Source organism: Arthrobacter sp., assembly GCF_031988865.1.
In the GTDB taxonomy this organism is placed as follows: domain Bacteria; phylum Actinomycetota; class Actinomycetes; order Actinomycetales; family Micrococcaceae; genus Arthrobacter_B.
This window is the reverse complement of the sequence record NZ_DALZXY010000013.1, coordinates 37,763-53,843: the sequence shown is the minus strand read 5'-3', so window position 1 is coordinate 53,843 and position 16,081 is coordinate 37,763. Positions and strand designations below refer to the sequence as shown.

Sequence of the window (16,081 nt, the reverse complement as noted above, 5' to 3'; positions counted from 1 at the left end):
AAAGCGGAACCGATCTGGCGGGCAGACTGCAGGCCGGTCTCGCGCATAACCGTGTTGTGGTCGCCTTCGACGTCGTAGATCAGGTGGCTCTCGACGTCGTCGATGCCGCAGTACGCGAAAATCCCGACGTCGAGCTGGGTGCGCATCGCCTCGGCGTAACCGTATTTGTTGTAGGTGCGTTCCTTCGATCCGCCGACGCCGATCAGCGTGGTCGGAATGCTGGGCAGGAGTGCGTTGAGCGGCTCTTTGCCCCGGTCTGCTGTCCCTGACCCATACTGGTAGGCCCACCCGCCGGTGAAGACCCGTTCGATCCAGCCCTTCATCAGTGCCGGCATGCTCCACCAGTAGACCGGGAACACGAACGCCAGGCGGTCGGCAGCCTCGACGCGGCGGTGCGCCTGCTCGATGCCGTCGGGGATCGGCCCGCCCCAGAAATGGGCATGGTCGGCCTCGGTGAACCTTGGATCGAAACCTTCCTGATGCAGATCGAGAATGTCGATCGAATGATCGTGTTGCCGGAAGGGCTCGTGAAACGCGTCCATCACGGCGGCGGGATAGCTCGCGGCGATCGGGTGGGAGAAGACGGTCAACAAATGCATTCTTAGCGGCTCTCTTTCGGGGTGTTGTCGTTTGGTGCGTGAGTGCTGCCGCGGCGGGCCAGGGACACCAGGGCCTCAGCTGCGGAGGCGGCAGCTCGAATCGCCCTGGTCCCGTGGTAGGACGAGGCCGAGACTGCGCCCTCGAACAGGACGAGGATCTGCTCCGCCAGCTCGTCGTCGTCCCTGCCCGTTTCGAGCCGGACGATGCGGCGGACCAGATCGTGCAGTTCTCGCCGATAGGTCGAGACGACCGAGGAAATACTGCTGTCCTCAGCGAGCCCCTCACCCTGCGCGCGCAGGAACAGGCACCCGCGGGCGCCTTCGGCCTCGGTCCAACTGGCAAGCGAGCTAAACAGGGCGGCAACGGTCTCGACGTCGAACGCGGTGAAGAACCTGGTGCGGCGGGTCTCCAGGACGACGGCGATGAGTCCGCTCTTGCTGCCCAGGTGCTTGTACAGGGTTCGGGAAGAAACGTTCGCGGCGGCCGTCAGCTGATCCATCCCGGCCGCGGTGAATCCACGGCGGTCGAAGACCCGTTCGGCGGCAGTGACTATGTCCGCTCGTGTTGTGCTCATCGGGCGACGGTACAACGTTCGTTTTACCTAGTCAAAGTCGTCGCTCCCGTGTGCCTTGCTGTTGATCAAAGCCGGAAAGTCGAGAAGGTCCGCTTCAACGTCTTAGCCGTTTAGCTCCGAGGATGACCAAACAGATGCTTGTGCTGGCTTCATGACCTCCCGGCGGCACCTCCCGTGTGACAGGGTCTGAGCGTGGCCTCCCTGCAGACTCTTAGCGATCCGGACCGGCGGACAGCCGCGCGGTGGGCCGTCTGCTGTGCCCAACATGTGCTCCCGCTCTTTGACGGTGACGCAATGTCGAAAGAGCAGGTGCTGGATGCCCTGGCCCGCGCGGGTGCTTACAGCCGTGGGGAAAGCTCCGCAGCCGAGGAGATCGGCAAACGCATGGCCGCCGTGAAAGCGGCGGGTGCCGCGGCGACTCCTGCAGGTGCTGCGGCCGCCCGATCGGTTGCACAGGCTGCAGCGGTCGCTCACATGGGGGCACATGCGCTGGGCGCGGCCGCCTATGCTGCTAAGGCCGTCGCGCTCGCAAACCCCGGCCGGCCGGAGAGGGTGCAGGAAGAGATCCGCTGGCAGCTGGAGCAGCTGACCCCTGAAGAGCGAGCAGTGCTTCGGCGTCTTCCCCCGCTTGGCGCCGACACCTCCGGACCCCTCGGCGCCGGCCTGCTCTCAAGCGGGATCCTGGGCACTGCCATCCGGGAAATCCAGATGCAGCTCAACCGGGTACAGCCCGGTTTGCAGGGGTAGAGACCAGGCGTTCCCGGAACCCCGGTCTGGAACGTCGTGGAAGCACGGGGTAACAGTTCCCGGGGCCGTCCTGCGGGGATGCCATTATTTAGGCTCGGGTTACGTTAAACCGGAAGGTTCCGTGAACTTTATGCTTCCTGCCTGTGACGATGCTCCCGGCTCGAGTTCAGGGTTGCCGCGACGGGGTCGCCTCACCCGTTATCGTGTCCCGGGCAGGTTAAACCCGGACGAGAAATTCGAGCACTGGCGCACGTGGTACGGCTCAGCCGTTGATTTACCCATGCGCCTGGAGAAAACCGACAACGTGGTGCGCCGCAGCTTTAATCCAACCGCGGTAAGCCTGAGCGGCTCGGGGTTCAGCCTTGTGGAACTCACTAATGAGCCGGTCGCCGGCTACTGGGACGGGGATACGCCTTCCGAAGAGATCCGGTTGGTGCATTTCAGAACTGCCTGCGCAGGGTTCACCTTCTCGGGCCGATCAGAAGCCGTTGTGCCAGGTGCGGTGAGGTTTATTGATCTTTCGTCTTCCGGTAGTTTCCACGCGCCAGCCGGACTCGGGGCGGTGCAGATAAATATAGACCGCGGGCTGCTGGGACTGGACGAAAAGTCCGTGCAGCGATTGCAGGCGCTGACAGATATTAGGTCAAACCCTGTGGTGAGATCTCTGATCGTTCCAGTGCTGTCGGGCTGGCAGCATCCGGACATGGATCAGGAAGTGGATCGCCTCCAGCCGGTCGTCCGATCAGTCATGGCGGCCTTGATCGGCTCGCTGTTCGACACACATACTGACGACGCCGACCTTCGAACGGCCCGCATCCTGACGATCAGGAAATTTATGCGGAAGAACGCCAGAAACCCAGCACTGGATGTGGACGCTGTTGTGGAGTACTCGCATCTTTCACGCCGCGCTCTCTACTACCTTTTCGAAGACGAAAAGTTACAGGTAAATGGCTACATTCGGGCGCTCAGGGCGCTGGAGGCGCTGGAGCTCCTCAGTGCCCCGAACCCGCGGAAGACCTCACATACGGCGATAGCTGAAGCGAGCGGATTTCGCAGCGCGGCAGCGATGCGGCGGGCTGTCGAAAGGGCCACGGGAGCCTCCCTGGCGGAAATACAGTCTGATCCTGAAGGACTGCGGTCGGCGACCCTGGTGCTCAGAAAATCGATCGGATTCTAAGGAACTCGCGAACCTCGATGATTCCGGTTGTGGTCCACGCCATTCGCAGTGCACGCGATGGTTATTTTGGCGCACAAGTCTGCACGAAATGGATGGCCTGCTCCTGTTTGGCGGGGTAGGAAGTCCGTAAAATTGATGCAGGCCGGCGGCGGGCTTCCCAGGTGGATACCCCCAAATTCCTGCCTGGTGAGTGTTGCCCCGTCGCCGGCCGGCCAGCGACAGCATCTTGGCTTCCAGAGGTCCGCCTTGTTTGTCTGGTTTCCCCAATTCAGCGATCAAATATGTCTCAAGGCTGCACGTGATCTCAACATACGAACCGAATGGCATCGAAGGCGAACGCCCAGCCTCTACCCAGTCCTGTCGGCCCGAGATCGAGCTCATGCCCAACGGTGTCCTTCTGGTTTGCTGGCCCCCGAATGCAACAATCGAAGTTCCAGAGGCACTGGCTGCCATTGCCCACCTCGAGCAGCTGGGCGGGAACGCGCCACGACCGGTACTGGTGGATATGTGCGGCATGCGTTATGCCAGCTCCGCGGCGCTGAATCGGTTTGCCCGAACCATTTCCGCTACCCGAATGGCCCTGGTCGGGACCTCTCCCGTTGAAAGAACCATCGTGCAGTTCTTTCAGGCTATCCATCGGCCGTCCTACCCGGTCGCATACTTCGCCCAGAACGCGGAGGCTCTGGAATGGCTCGCAGCTGTGGAAACTACCGGTTACTAACGCCGCCGTCGCAGTTCCCGCCAGGCACTCACGACCAGCCCCAGAGACCAGACGCTCCACATCCGCTCCACAGGTGAGCGGGAGACCGCATTCATGACTGTCCCTAAGACGCCGAGTGCAAGGCATCCGCGGAGGGCTGTCCGTCGTGCACCGGGGGAGGTGCGGGAAGACACGAGCGCCCCTGCGCCGGCAGCATAGACGATGGTGGCCACCGCACTGGTGACCCGCAGCGGAACCGGCAGCCTGCCCGGGTGCTGCCCGCCGAATGCGGCACGTCCCCACGGGGCGCCGGCGGCAAGGGAAGCTTGAAAGGCCGACAGGGTGGTGAGCAGCAGGGGAGCAGCGGGGCTGGTTCGCATGCGGTCATGCAAGCATCCCCCGGCGGTTCCGCAAGCCCTCCGTCCGCGGGATAGTTGGGGACCCAGTCCCGAGTCACATGGCTGGCTGGGCCTGTTCGATCTCGGTGGCCGTGCCGGAGACCCGGATGCCGCCGGCGGCGGGGATGTCCACGGTCAGGAGGCTGGGGCGGCCCACATGCCGGCCCTGATGGATAAGCACCCGCCCGGGAACCTCTACCAGACCCAGCTCGCGCAGGTAGGCCCCCACGGAAGCCGCGGCGGAACCGGTGGCCGGGTCCTCGGTAATGGCACCCACCGGGAAGAGGTTGCGCGCCTCAAACTCATTGGGGGAATGAACACGCAGAACGGTCACGGTACCTTTCCAATCCTGTTCATCCATCAGGCCGCGCACGGCGGCCGGAGCGAATGTGAAGCCGTCAAAGACCGCCGTCTCTGCCAGCACGAGAACTGGATGGGTGTTGCCGGCAAAGGACAGCTGCACCGGGTAGGCCTCGTGCAGGTCCGCAGGTGCCAGATCGAGCAGGCCGAGCAGCCGGTCCAGGACACCGGGATCCATGTGCGTGACCTTCGGCTCCACGCTGGTGAAGGAAGCCGTGATCCCGGCGGGCGAAGGGGACGTCGTAATAGGTACTTCGCCTGCGGCGGTCTCGAAGACAAAGTTGTCCGCGACGCCGCGTTCGGCCAACGCGACGGCGGTCGCCACGGTTGCATGACCGCAGAAGGGCACCTCCGCAACGGGTGAGAAATAGCGGACAGCGATCCGGCCCGGTTCCCCGACAGCGCCGGGACGCGTCACGAAAGCGCTTTCCGCATAACCGACCTCCGCCGCGATCCGCTGCATCTGATCTGTGGACAGCGACGATGCATCCAGCATCACCCCGGCAGGGTTGCCGCCGTTGGGCGTGGAAGCGAAGGCGGTCAGACGCAGGATCTCGGGTTTCATAGCGTCTATTCTCCCAGAAGGCGTCCCATTGCTGGATTTACCTGCCGGTACCAGGGCCGGTCAACCACAGGCCCGAGCCTGTGCCTGCCTCGTCGCTGCCCCAGCCCCTGGCCCAGGCTTATATCCGCGGTTCCCGACGCCACCCAATGAGATTGGCATGCACCGCGTCGCATTCTCCGTCGATGATCTGGACAAGGCCCTTGAAATTGCGGCCAAACACGGTTGCCTTCCGCTGCGCGGGGTGGCAACTTATCGGGACGTCTATCGGCTGACGTATGTCCGCGGGCCCAGCGGCATCATCGTGATGCTCGCGGAGGAACTAAGGAAGGCCTGAGGAAGAACCGACTGCGTACCGGGCAGCCGGGGTCGCCGGCGAGGCGAGGCGAGGCGAGGAGATTGGAACGGCTATGGGAACCCTGATATTTACGGCGAACGTGTCCCTTGACGGCTACGTCGCCGATCAAAATGGAGACTTCCAATGGACGGGCCCGGCCGATGAGATGTTTGCAATGCACATCGACCGGATGGCCGAGGTGTCGACTGAAGTGCTCGGCCGGAAAACCTATGCGTTGATGGAGTACTGGGAGAACCTCCCGGACACTGAAGACCAGCCCGCGGCCGAGAGGGAGTTCGCCCGCCGCTGGCGGGGCATCAGCAAGGTGGTGGTGTCATCGACCATGGCGGCCGGGGACCTGGCGTCGGACCGCGCGCGCCTCGTGCCGGACCTGAGCCTGGCCGAGCTGCAGCGCATCGTGGAGGATGCCGAGGGCATGGTCGAGATTTTTGGACCCACGACCGCCGCGGACGCGATCCGTGCCGGCCTGGTTGACGAGTTCCGGCTCTTCGTGGTTCCGAAGCTGGTGGGCGGCGGCCTGCGCGCACTGCCCGACGGCGTCCAGCTCGACCTGAGCCTCGCCGAACAGAGAATCTTCGCGAACGGCACCGCGTACCTGCGGTACCGAACCCGCCGGGTCTGAGCCAAGAGAGAAACGATCAGCTATGGTGGGAGGCATGTCACGGTTCAGCTTCCTTGAGTGGCCGGTGGTACGGCAGTTCCGGTCGGGTGATTCACTCGGCCGCGGAGACGCCGTGACCTCGGCCCAGACCCGTGGGATCACCCCCAGGACGTCCACTGCGGACCGGGTTGTGCAGAGCGTCTGCCCCTACTGCGCCGTGGGTTGCGGGCAGCGCGTCTTCGTCAAGGACGAAAAGGTCGTCCAGATTGAAGGCGACCCGGATTCCCCGATTTCCCGGGGGAGGCTCTGCCCCAAGGGCGCCGCCAGCGAGCAGCTGGTCAACGCTCCGGGCAGGCAAACGAAGGTCCTCTACCGGGCTCCGCACGCCAAGGACTGGCAGGACCTGGACCTGGACACCGCCATTGAAATGCTGGCCGACAGGTTCCTCGCGGCCCGCCGGAAAAACTGGCAGCAGAACGATGAGCAGGGACGGCCGCTGCGCCGCACCATGGGCATCGCCGGCTTGGGCGGGGCCACGCTGGACAATGAAGAGAACTATCTGATCAAGAAGCTCTTCACCGCCGCGGGAGCAATTCAACTGGAGAACCAGGCCCGTATTTGACACTCCGCCACGGTTCCCAGTTTGGGAACCTCATTTGGGCGGGGCGGCGCCACACAATCGCTCCAGGATATGGCCAATGCCGATTGCATTGTCATCCAGGGATCAAACATGGCCGAATGCCATCCCGTGGGCTACCAGTGGGTAACTGAGGCCAAGGCCCGGGGTGCGAAGGTCATCCACGTCGACCCCCGGTTCACACGGACCAGCGCTGTTGCGGACAAACATGTGCCCATCCGCGCCGGTTCGGACATTGTGCTGCTTGGCGCCCTGATTAACTACGTGCTCAGCAACGAGCTGTGGTTTCAGGAATACGTGCTTGCCTACACCAACGCTTCGACGCTGGTCAGTGAAGACTTCCGCGACGCCGAGGACCTCGACGGGCTGTTCTCCGGGTACGACCCGGAGACCGGACACTATGAGACGTCTTCCTGGGCCTACGAGCGGAAGGCCGGCACGGACGACGAACCCGGCCGGCACGAGCACGGGCACGACACCTCGAAGCGTGCCGCCGGCGACCAGTACGGCAGCGGCGGACCGTCCATGGGCAGGCCGGACTTTGAACAGGACCGCACCCTGGAGAACCCGCGGACCGTGTTCCAGATCCTGAAGCGGCACTATGCCCGCTACACCCCCGAGATGGTCCGGGAGGCCTGCGGCATTTCCCTTGAGGATTTCGACTATCTGGCACGGGCCATCACGGAGAACTCCGGACGGGACCGGACCACCTGCTTCGCGTACGCCGTCGGCTGGACGCAGCACACCCTGGGCGCCCAGTTCATCCGGACCGCCGCGATTCTGCAGCTGCTGCTGGGCAATGTGGGGCGGCCCGGCGGAGGGATCATGGCGCTCCGGGGCCATGCCAGCATCCAGGGTTCCACCGACATCCCCACCCTGTTCAACCTGCTGCCGGGCTACCTTCCGATGCCCAAGGCGGAGATGGAGACGCTGGATTCGTACCTGGCCGGAATCGCCTCACCGCAGCAGAAGGGCTACTGGGCGGCTGCCGATACCTACACCATCAGCCTGCTCAAGGCCTGGTGGGGCGACGCCGCCAATGAGGAAAACGAATGGGGCTACCAGTACCTGCCCCGGATCAATGGCCCGCACGGAACGTACAACACGGTCATGAGCATGCTGGACGACGACGTTGACGGCTACTTCGTCTTCGGCCAGAATCCCGCCATCGGATCAGCCAACGGCCGCATGCAGCGGCTGGGCATGTCCCACCTGAAGTGGATGGTGGTGCGGGACTTCAGCCTGATCGAATCGGCGACCTGGTGGAAGGACGGGCCGGAAATCGCCTCGGGCGAACTCAAGACCGAAGATATTGCGACGGAAGTCTTCTTTATGCCGGCAGCAACCCATGTGGAGAAAGCCGGCTCCTTCACACAGACGCAGCGGATGCTCCAATGGCGCCACCAAGCTATTTCGCCGCCGGGCGATTGCCAGAGCGAACTGGAATTCTTCCATGAACTGGGCAAGCGCATCCGCGCCAAGCTTGCCGGGTCCACGGATGAACGGGACCGGCCGCTGCTGGACCTGACGTGGGACTACCCGCTGCTGGAAAACGGTGATGTCGACCCAGAATCGGTGCTCGCCGAGATCAACGGCATGCACCTCACCGGGCCCAAAGCCGGCACCCCGCTGTCCTCCTATACCGAGATGCGCGCCGACGGCTCGACGTCGGGCGGTTGCTGGATCTACACCGGAGTCTACGCAGACGGCATAAACCATGCCGCTGACCGGAAACCGGGGCAGGAGCAGGGCCCCGCCGCGCCCGAATGGGGCTGGGCCTGGCCCGCCAACCGGAGGATTCTCTACAACCGCGCGTCAGCGGACCCCGAGGGCAAACCGTGGAGCGAACGCAAGAAGTACATCTGGTGGGACGCTGAGCAGAACAAGTGGACCGGCGACGACGTGCCGGACTTCCCGGTTGACCGGGCGCCGGGCTCCAGGCCGGACCTCGACGCGGGTGGAGCCGCGGCGCTCGCCGGCGACGACCCGTTCATCATGCAATCTGACGGCAAGGGCTGGCTGTTCGCGCCGAAGGGCATGGTGGACGGCCCCCTGCCGACCCACTACGAGCCACAGGAGTCCCCGGTCGCCAACCCGCTCTACCACCAGCAGGCGAACCCTGCCCGGCTGACCTATCCGCGTGCGGATAACCTCAGCGCGCCCAGCGCCGGAGAGGCCGGCGCATCCGTCTACCCCTACGTGTTCACCACGTACCGCCTGACCGAGCATCACACGGCGGGCGGGATGAGCCGATGGCTGCCCTACCTCTCCGAGCTGCAACCGGAGATGTTCTGCGAAGTCTCCCCGGAACTGGCAGCGGAACGGGGACTGGAGCCCTATGGTTGGGCCACCATCATCTCGCCGCGCTCCGCGATCGAGGCCAAGGTGCTGGTGACCGATCGGGTGAAGCCGCTGACCGTGAGCGGCCGGACCTTCCACCAGATCGGGTTGCCCTACCACTGGGGCGTCGGGCAGGAAGCCGTGGTTTCCGGCGACGCCGCCAACGATCTGCTCGGAGTCACCCTCGATCCAAACGTACAGATTCAGGAGTCCAAGGCCGGGTCATGCGACATCGTCCCGGGGCGGCGGCCGCGGGGCCCCGCACTCCTCACGCTGATCACGCAATACCAGGACCGGGCAGGGGTGACACCGGCGACCGGCAACCAGAAGCTCAGCGGTCCCGGCCCAGCACCGGGCCCCGGGACGAAGGGAGACACAGAATGAACCCGCTGACCGAATCTCCGGACCACCTCCGGCATACCGGGCACCCCCGGAAGGGTTTCTTTACCGATACCTCGATCTGCATCGGCTGCAAGGCCTGCGAGGTCGCGTGCAAAGAGTGGAACCGCAACCCCACCGATTCGGACTACGAACTGCTCGAGTCGTCCTATGACAACACCGGATCCTTGGGAGCGGACACCTGGCGGCACGTCGCCTTCGTCGAGCAGGACGGCGAGCAGATCGACCGGGCCCGCGAATCGGGCCGGGCGCTGGTCAATCTCGGCATGCCCAAGATCGGCGCACCGGGACAGGGCAACCTGGCCGGCACGGACACCACCCCGCCGGATACCCCCGACTTCCGCTGGCTGATGTCCTCCGACGTCTGCAAGCACTGCACCAACGCCGGTTGCCTCGACGTCTGTCCCACCGGAGCCCTGTTCCGGACGGAGCATGGGACCGTCGTCGTGCAGGAGGACGTATGCAACGGCTGCGGAACCTGTGTGGCGGGCTGCCCTTTCGGCGTGATTGAGCGGCGCCAAAACGGCACGGTCCAGCCGAAGAGCGACCGCGACTTCACCCCGGGGGAGCAGGCCCCGACACACAACGTCGGCGTCGCCCAGAAGTGCACCCTGTGCTACGACCGGATCGTCGAAGACCAAACCCCGGCGTGCGCCCAGACCTGCCCCACAACCTCGATCAAGTACGGCGAGCGCGATGACATGGTGGCCACCGCAAAGGAACGGGTGGCCGAGCTGCATGCGCAGGGGATGACGGAGGCAAGGCTCTACGGCGCCAATGATTCCGACGGCGTCGGTGGTACCGGATCCGTCTTCCTGCTGCTGGATGAACCGGAGGTCTATGGGCTCCCGCCGGATCCCCGGGTGCCGACGGCGGACCTGCCGCGGATGTACAAGCGGGCAGGCCTCGCCGCCGCCGGTATGCTGGCGGCTGCCGCCGCGGCGTTCCTTGTAGGAGACCGGGCTTGACCGTCTCCGACTTCGATAGCTACCGCCCGCCCGAACCGCCGCGCCGTCGCAGGCGGGGCGGTAAACGCCGCCGCGCCGGAGCCGGTGGAGGCCGCGGCGAAGTGCCAATGGTGCCGGAAGCGGAGTTCACTTCGTATTACGGCCGTCCGGTCGTCAAGGCCCCGCCGTGGGGGAACCCGATCGCCGCCTACCTCTTCCTGGGCGGCGTGGCCGGCGGGTCGGCACTCCTCGGCGTCGGGGCGCAACTGGCCGGCAAACCACTGCTGCGCCGTAACAGCCGGCTGGGTGCGCTGGCTGCCGTTGGGGTTGGTTCCGTGGCGTTGGTTGCGGATCTGGGCCGGCCGGAGCGGTTTCACCATATGCTCCGGACCTTCAAGCCCACCTCTCCGATGAGCGTCGGCTCGTGGATTCTCGCGGTCTTCAGCGCCGGAGCCGGAGTTGCAGGGGTCTCCGAAATTGACCGGCTGACCGGTTCGCGGCTCCCGCTGGGCCCGTTGCGCCGGCTGCTGCGGGCCTTGGAAGGACCTGCGGGGGTTGAAGCAGCCGTCTTCGCCACCCCTTTGGCTGCCTACACCGCCGTCCTGCTCTCGAACACAGCGAACCCGACGTGGAACGCCGCGCGGGAGGACCTGCCGTTCGTCTTCGTCAGTTCTGCCAGCCTCGCCGCGGGCGGCCTGGCCATGATCACCACCCCGGTCCGCGAGTCCGGACCGGCCCGGGCGCTGGCAGTGCTTGGGGTCGCCGGTGAGCTGACCGCCGTCCGGATCATGGAAAAGAACATGGATCCCATCGCTGCTGAGCCGCTTCACCTCGGTGATCCGGGAAAGATGCTCGTTTGGAGTGAGCGGCTGGCCGTTGCCGGCGGGATTGGCGCACTCCTCGGCGGACGGAACAGGGTCATCGCTGCGATCTCGGGAGTGTCGCTGCTCGCGGCCTCGGCTCTCACCCGGTTCGGCATCCTGCGCGCGGGCATCGCGTCCACCGAAGATCCCCGTTACACGATCGAACCGCAGAAGAACCGTCTGGCAGCACGCCGCCGCGCCGGAATCATCCACGACTCGATTACAACCGGCGAATGATCCCCTCGTAGTCGGCCGCTAGCGGACGGCGATGCCGCTAGCGCACCTCGATGCCGGCGCCCTCGGTTGTGTGTCCGATGACCGGGTACCCGGGCAGTTCACCGACCACCAGCAGGCCGCCGGAAGTCTGGGCATCGGCGAGCACCAGCAGGTCCTCTTCGGAGACCCCCGGGCCGGGCCGCAGATGCGGGCGGACCCAGTCCAGGTTGCGGCGCGTCCCGCCGGAGATGTAACCGTCCCGCAGGGCTTCCAACGCACCGGAAACCAGCGGCACGGCGTTCCGGTCGATGACCGCACCCACGCCGGAGGCCCGGCACATCTTGTGCAGATGCCCCAGTAAACCGAAGCCGGTGACGTCCGTTGCGGCCCTGAAACCGTGCCGCACGGCGGCCTCGGCAGCGTCCCGGTTCAGCTCCACCATCGTCGCGATGGCCTCAGGGAATACTTCCCCGGTTTGCTTGTGCCGGTTGTTCAGCAGCCCCAGGCCGATCGGCTTGGTCAAGGTGATCGGCAGCCCGGGCTGGGCGGCATCGTTACGGAGCAGTTTGCCGGGGTCAGCAATGCCGGTCACCGCCATGCCGTACTTAGGTTCCGGGTCATCGATGGAATGGCCTCCCGTCACCGGGCAGCCGGCTTCGGCGGCAACCTCCAGACCTCCGCGCAGCACCTCGGTCAGCAGCTCCAAAGGCAGCACGTCCCGCGGCCAGCCCACCAGGTTGATGGCGCTGATGGGGCGACCGCCCATGGCATAGATATCCGAGATGGCGTTGGCGGCCGCGATCCGGCCCCAGTCATAGGCGTCATCGACCACCGGAGTAAAGAAGTCCGCCGTCGAGAGCACCGCGAGGTTCTCGCCCACCAGCACGGCCGAGGCATCATCGCCGCCGTCGAGCCCCACCAGGACATTCGGGTTGGCCTGTCCCACCAGTCCCCGGACAACGTCTTCGAGCTCTCCCGGGGGGATTTTGCAGGCGCACCCTCCGCCGTGCGCATAGCCGGTAAGCCGGAGAGTTTCCTGGTCAGGGGCGATGTTCCCGTTCATGGCCCACAGTCTAGGAGAAGCCCGCAGTGTTAGCATCCTCATGGAGGCGTCCGGGTCCTGGTGGGCCCCCCGGTCTTCAAAACCGGTGAGACCGAGCATCTCGGTCTGGCGGGTTCGATTCCCGTCCGCCTCCGCCAACTTCCGCCGCCGAAAGCAAGCACCAAAGGAGGGACGTGGGCAACGACGACCCGCGTAGGCTCATCCCGCGCACCGACAAGATGCTTGCACATCCGGTTCTCCAGCGAGCCCGAAAACGCCTCGGCGATGAACTGATCCGTTCCATCGTTCAGGAACTGCAAGACCAGGCGCGCCGGGGCGAGCTGGCACCGGGAGAGGTGGAACCCGGGGTTCTGGCCGCAGTCTCATCCCGGACAGCGACCTCCCTGCGGCCGGTGCTCAACGCCACCGGCGTCATAGTGCACACGAACCTGGGCCGCGCCCCGCTCTCGGACTCCGCACGGCAGGCCCTGCTGACGGCGGCCGGCTATGTCGACGTCGAACTGGACCTGCAGTCGGGGATGCGGTCCCGCCGGGGGACCGGAGCACGCCAGGCCCTGCTGCGGGCCTGTCCCGCCGCCGAGGATGCCCTCATCGTGAACAACGGGGCGGCCGCGTTGCTGCTGGCCACCACCGCCCTGGCCGGCACCGGCGAAGTGATCGTCAGCCGCGGGGAACTCGTGGAAATCGGCGCGGGCTTCCGGCTGCCCGAACTGATCGAATCGACCGGTGCACGCCTGCGGGAAGTGGGCACCACCAACCGGACCCACCGGCAGGACTATGAGTCAGCCATCGGCGCGCAGACCGGATGCCTGCTCAAGGTGCACCCGAGCAACTTCCTGGTCAGCGGCTTCACCTCCAGCGTCGGCGTCAGCGAGCTCCGTTCCCTGGCAGAGACACACGATGTTCCCCTGGTGGTGGACCTCGGCAGCGGTCTGCTCACCCCGGACCCGGTGCTGCCGGCGGAACCAGACATCGCCACCGCGCTGGCCGACGGCGCCGACGTCGTTATTGCCAGCGGTGACAAACTCCTGGGCGGCCCCCAGGCCGGGCTCCTGCTCGGACGGGCCGACGTTATCGCCCGGCTGGCGCGGCATCCACTGGCCCGGGCGCTGCGGGCGGACAAACTGACCCTGGCGGCCCTGGAAGCGACGGTGTCCGGTGAAGTGCCGCCGGTGGCCCAAGCCCTGCATGCCGACCCGGCTCGCCTCCGCCAACGCACCGAGGCGCTCGCCGACGCCGTCGGCGGCGAGATGGTCCAGCACGACGGGAGGGTCGGTGGCGGGGGAGCGCCCGGTGTGCCGCTGCCGGGTTGGGCGCTGCGGCTTCCGGAGGGCACGGCCCCAAGGCTGCGCACAGGCAATCCCGCGGTGCTGCCCCGGGTTCACGGCGGCGCCTGCCTGCTGGATTTGCGCTGCATCCCGGAGAACGATGACGAGGTGCTGACCGAAGCTGTGCGGGCCGCACTCGCGTACGCCGGTGAACGGCTCGAAACCGAAGGCAGCTGAAAGTGTTCGTAGTGGCCACCGCCGGTCATGTGGATCATGGCAAGAGCACCCTGGTACGGGCCCTGACCGGGATGGAGCCTGACCGGTGGGCCGAGGAACGCCGCCGTGGATTGACGATTGACCTGGGGTTCGCCTGGACCACGCTGGCGTCGGGCAGGGACGTGGCGTTTGTGGACGTCCCCGGGCACGAACGGTTCCTCGGCAACATGCTGGCCGGGCTGGGGCCGGTTCCTGCCGTGTGTTTTGTGGTCGCGGCCGATGAAGGCTGGCAGGCCCAGTCCAGCGATCACCGCGACGCCATCGCGGCCTTGGGGATCACCCACGGGATCGTGGTGCTCACCCGCAGCGACCGGGCGCCCGGTGGTGTGGACGAGGTCCTCGCCCGGGTGCGGGCCGAACTGGCGGGGACCGGGCTGCGGGATGCGCCGGTAGTCACTGTGTCAGCGGTGACCGGGGCAGGGCTCGAGGAGCTGCGCAGCACTCTGGATAACCTGGTGGCATCCTTGCCCGGGCCGGAGCCGGACACCCGTATGCGGCTGTGGATCGACAGGTCTTTCACCATCAGCGGAGCCGGAACGGTCGTGACGGGAACCTTGGCCGCCGGGACCCTCACGCAGGGCGACCGGCTGCTGCTCCTGGGCCATGACAGCGCCGGAACCGACACCGCCAGCACGGTGTCTGTGCGGGCGCTGCACAGCTGTAACCGGGCCGTGGAGTCCATTGGTCCCACCAGCCGCGTCGCGGTCAACATCCGGTCGGGCGTCCCTGCCGATGCCATCCACCGAGGCGATGTCCTGGTGCTGGAAGATAGCTGGCCGGTAGTGGACACCGTCGATGTCCGCCGCACCATGGGCGCCTCCTTCGAGGACGCTCCGGGGCAGCTGGTGGTCCACATCGGTGCCGCTTCCGTGGCGGCTCGAATCCGCCCCTTCGATGGGGACCACGCCCGGCTGATGCTCGACCGCCCGATCCCGCTGGAACTGGGCGACCGCCTGGTACTGCGGGCGAGCGGCAGCAGAGCTGTCCTGGCTGGGGCGCAGATTCTCGACGTCGATCCGCCCGCGCTGAGCCGCCGAGGTGACAGCAGCAGGCGGGCCGGAGCGCTCGCAGCCATGTCACCCGCAGGAGACGCGCTGACCGAAGTGGCCCGCCGGGGAGCGGTACGGGTCCAGGAACTACGCCGGATGGGTGTTTCCGGGCTGGACCAGCCACCCGCCGGCGTGTTGAACGTCGGCGAATGGTGGGTACACGAACCGGTCCTTGAGGGCTGGACGAAGCGGTTACGCACCGCCGTCGAACAGCTCGCTGAACGCGATCCGCTGGCAGCAGGACTGTCCCTCGGCGCCGCACGGGACCTGATCGGACCGGCCGGGGGAGCGCTGGGTGCGCTGCTGGAAACCATTGTCCAGGCTGCGGGACTGGAGTACCGGGCGGGCTTCATCAGCCTCCCGGGAGAGAGCTCCGGTCTGGGCCCGGCCGAGGCGGGGATCAGCGCGCTCGAGCACCGGCTAAGGACCGAGCCGTTCGCCGCCCCGGAAGCCTACGACCTGGAAATCCTCGGCCTGGGTGCCCGGGAACTGGCGGCCGCTGAACGCAGCGGGCGCCTGCTGAGGCTGGGCGACGGCGTCGTCCTCCTGCCGCGGGCACCAGCCCTGGCCATGCGCGAGCTCTCCGCCCTGCCACAGCCGTTCACCACGAGCGAGGCACGCAAGGCGCTGGGCACCACCCGGCGGGTCGCAATCCCTCTGCTGGAACATCTCGACAGCCGCGGCTGGACCCGCCGGCTCGATGGGAGCCGGCGCACCATTGCGCGGGGCTAAATGCGCAAAGGCGCAGGGAGTGTGCCTGCGCCGTCACTTTTTGAGGAAAGCCAAAATCGAATGAGACGGGAAATAATAAGCCATGGTTTCGCTCCGCGCCAGAGATCGGCACGAACTGTAATTATCCAGGTTGCAAACGTGTAACAACCGTGTCGTCCTGGGAACCAAGTTACGGCCCGGTAGGGGTCACAGGCTTACTCTCTTACTCATATGC

General features: G+C 66.0%; 14 protein-coding genes, 1 tRNA gene and 1 pseudogene. 11 read left to right on the top strand and 5 right to left on the bottom strand.

The features are described from left to right. Both RTN46_RS04365 and RTN46_RS04360 read right to left on the bottom strand, forming a co-directional pair. On the bottom strand, positions 1–599 hold a 599-nt coding region (locus tag RTN46_RS04365), incomplete at its 3' end, for an NAD(P)H-dependent oxidoreductase (RefSeq protein ID WP_312179306.1). 2 nt (positions 600–601) lie between these two features. Further along, positions 602–1,174: a TetR/AcrR family transcriptional regulator gene (locus RTN46_RS04360; protein ID WP_312179305.1), complete on the bottom strand. Its 573-nt coding sequence runs from the start codon at positions 1,172–1,174 to the stop codon at positions 602–604. Positions 1,175–1,366: 192 nt separating this feature from the next. Between RTN46_RS04360 and RTN46_RS04355 the strand changes: the two genes are divergently transcribed. The 3 genes from RTN46_RS04355 to RTN46_RS04345 all read left to right on the top strand — a co-directional run bounded on the left by RTN46_RS04355 (position 1,367) and on the right by RTN46_RS04345 (position 3,819). Continuing rightward, complete coding sequence (locus tag RTN46_RS04355; protein WP_396157306.1) at positions 1,367–1,921, top strand: putative immunity protein; 555 nt, start codon at positions 1,367–1,369, stop codon at positions 1,919–1,921. A 130-nt stretch (positions 1,922–2,051) separates the two neighbouring features. Beyond that, the gene (locus RTN46_RS04350; RefSeq protein WP_312179309.1) at positions 2,052–3,098 is read left to right on the top strand and encodes a helix-turn-helix domain-containing protein; all 1,047 of its coding nucleotides are present in this window, start codon (positions 2,052–2,054) and stop codon (positions 3,096–3,098) included. 298 nt (positions 3,099–3,396) lie between these two features. Beyond that, positions 3,397–3,819: a hypothetical protein gene (locus tag RTN46_RS04345; protein ID WP_312179302.1), complete on the top strand. Its 423-nt coding sequence runs from the start codon at positions 3,397–3,399 to the stop codon at positions 3,817–3,819. Here the strand turns inward: RTN46_RS04345 and RTN46_RS04340 are convergent. Beyond that, entirely contained in the window at positions 3,816–4,178 is a 363-nt protein-coding gene (locus tag RTN46_RS04340; RefSeq protein WP_312179300.1) for a hypothetical protein, read from the bottom strand. The two genes, RTN46_RS04345 and RTN46_RS04340, sit on opposite strands and share 4 nt — an antisense overlap. Before the next feature lie 73 nt (positions 4,179–4,251). After that, positions 4,252–5,121 carry a PhzF family phenazine biosynthesis protein gene (locus RTN46_RS04335; protein ID WP_312179299.1) on the bottom strand — a complete coding sequence of 290 codons (870 nt, stop codon included), beginning with the start codon at positions 5,119–5,121 and terminating at the stop codon, positions 4,252–4,254. Between the two features lie 133 nt (positions 5,122–5,254). On the opposite strand from RTN46_RS04335, the pseudogene RTN46_RS04330 reads away from it, so the two are divergent. From RTN46_RS04330 to nrfD, 5 genes and pseudogenes are all read left to right on the top strand, one after another. Next, positions 5,255–5,455: pseudogene (locus RTN46_RS04330) on the top strand (VOC family protein); the annotation flags it as partial. Between the two features lie 73 nt (positions 5,456–5,528). Further along, positions 5,529–6,098 carry a dihydrofolate reductase family protein gene (locus RTN46_RS04325; RefSeq protein WP_312179298.1) on the top strand — a complete coding sequence of 190 codons (570 nt, stop codon included), beginning with the start codon at positions 5,529–5,531 and terminating at the stop codon, positions 6,096–6,098. Between the two features lie 34 nt (positions 6,099–6,132). Beyond that, a complete protein-coding gene (gene fdh, locus RTN46_RS04320; RefSeq protein ID WP_312179297.1) occupies positions 6,133–9,438 on the top strand; it encodes a formate dehydrogenase in 3,306 nt (1,101 codons plus the stop codon). Beyond that, positions 9,435–10,421, top strand: coding sequence for a 4Fe-4S dicluster domain-containing protein (locus RTN46_RS04315; RefSeq protein ID WP_312179295.1), 987 nt, complete (start codon positions 9,435–9,437; stop codon positions 10,419–10,421). The genes fdh and RTN46_RS04315 overlap by 4 nt, the downstream gene beginning before the upstream one ends. Further along, positions 10,418–11,500 carry an NrfD/PsrC family molybdoenzyme membrane anchor subunit gene (gene nrfD, locus RTN46_RS04310; RefSeq protein ID WP_312179293.1) on the top strand — a complete coding sequence of 361 codons (1,083 nt, stop codon included), beginning with the start codon at positions 10,418–10,420 and terminating at the stop codon, positions 11,498–11,500. The genes RTN46_RS04315 and nrfD overlap by 4 nt, the downstream gene beginning before the upstream one ends. Positions 11,501–11,537: 37 nt before the next feature. On the opposite strand, the gene selD is transcribed toward nrfD, so the two are convergent. Beyond that, positions 11,538–12,542 carry a selenide, water dikinase SelD gene (gene selD, locus RTN46_RS04305; RefSeq protein WP_312179291.1) on the bottom strand — a complete coding sequence of 335 codons (1,005 nt, stop codon included), beginning with the start codon at positions 12,540–12,542 and terminating at the stop codon, positions 11,538–11,540. 42 nt (positions 12,543–12,584) lie between these two features. Between selD and RTN46_RS04300 the strand changes: the two genes are divergently transcribed. The 3 genes from RTN46_RS04300 to selB all read left to right on the top strand — a co-directional run bounded on the left by RTN46_RS04300 (position 12,585) and on the right by selB (position 15,867). Further along, positions 12,585–12,679, top strand: a tRNA-Sec gene (locus RTN46_RS04300). A gap of 36 nt (positions 12,680–12,715) precedes the next feature. Continuing rightward, a complete protein-coding gene (selA, locus tag RTN46_RS04295; RefSeq protein WP_312179290.1) occupies positions 12,716–14,047 on the top strand; it encodes an L-seryl-tRNA(Sec) selenium transferase in 1,332 nt (443 codons plus the stop codon). 2 nt (positions 14,048–14,049) lie between these two features. Beyond that, complete coding sequence (selB, locus tag RTN46_RS04290) at positions 14,050–15,867, top strand: selenocysteine-specific translation elongation factor (RefSeq protein ID WP_312179289.1); 1,818 nt, start codon at positions 14,050–14,052, stop codon at positions 15,865–15,867. Positions 15,868–16,081: the final 214 nt, after the last annotated feature.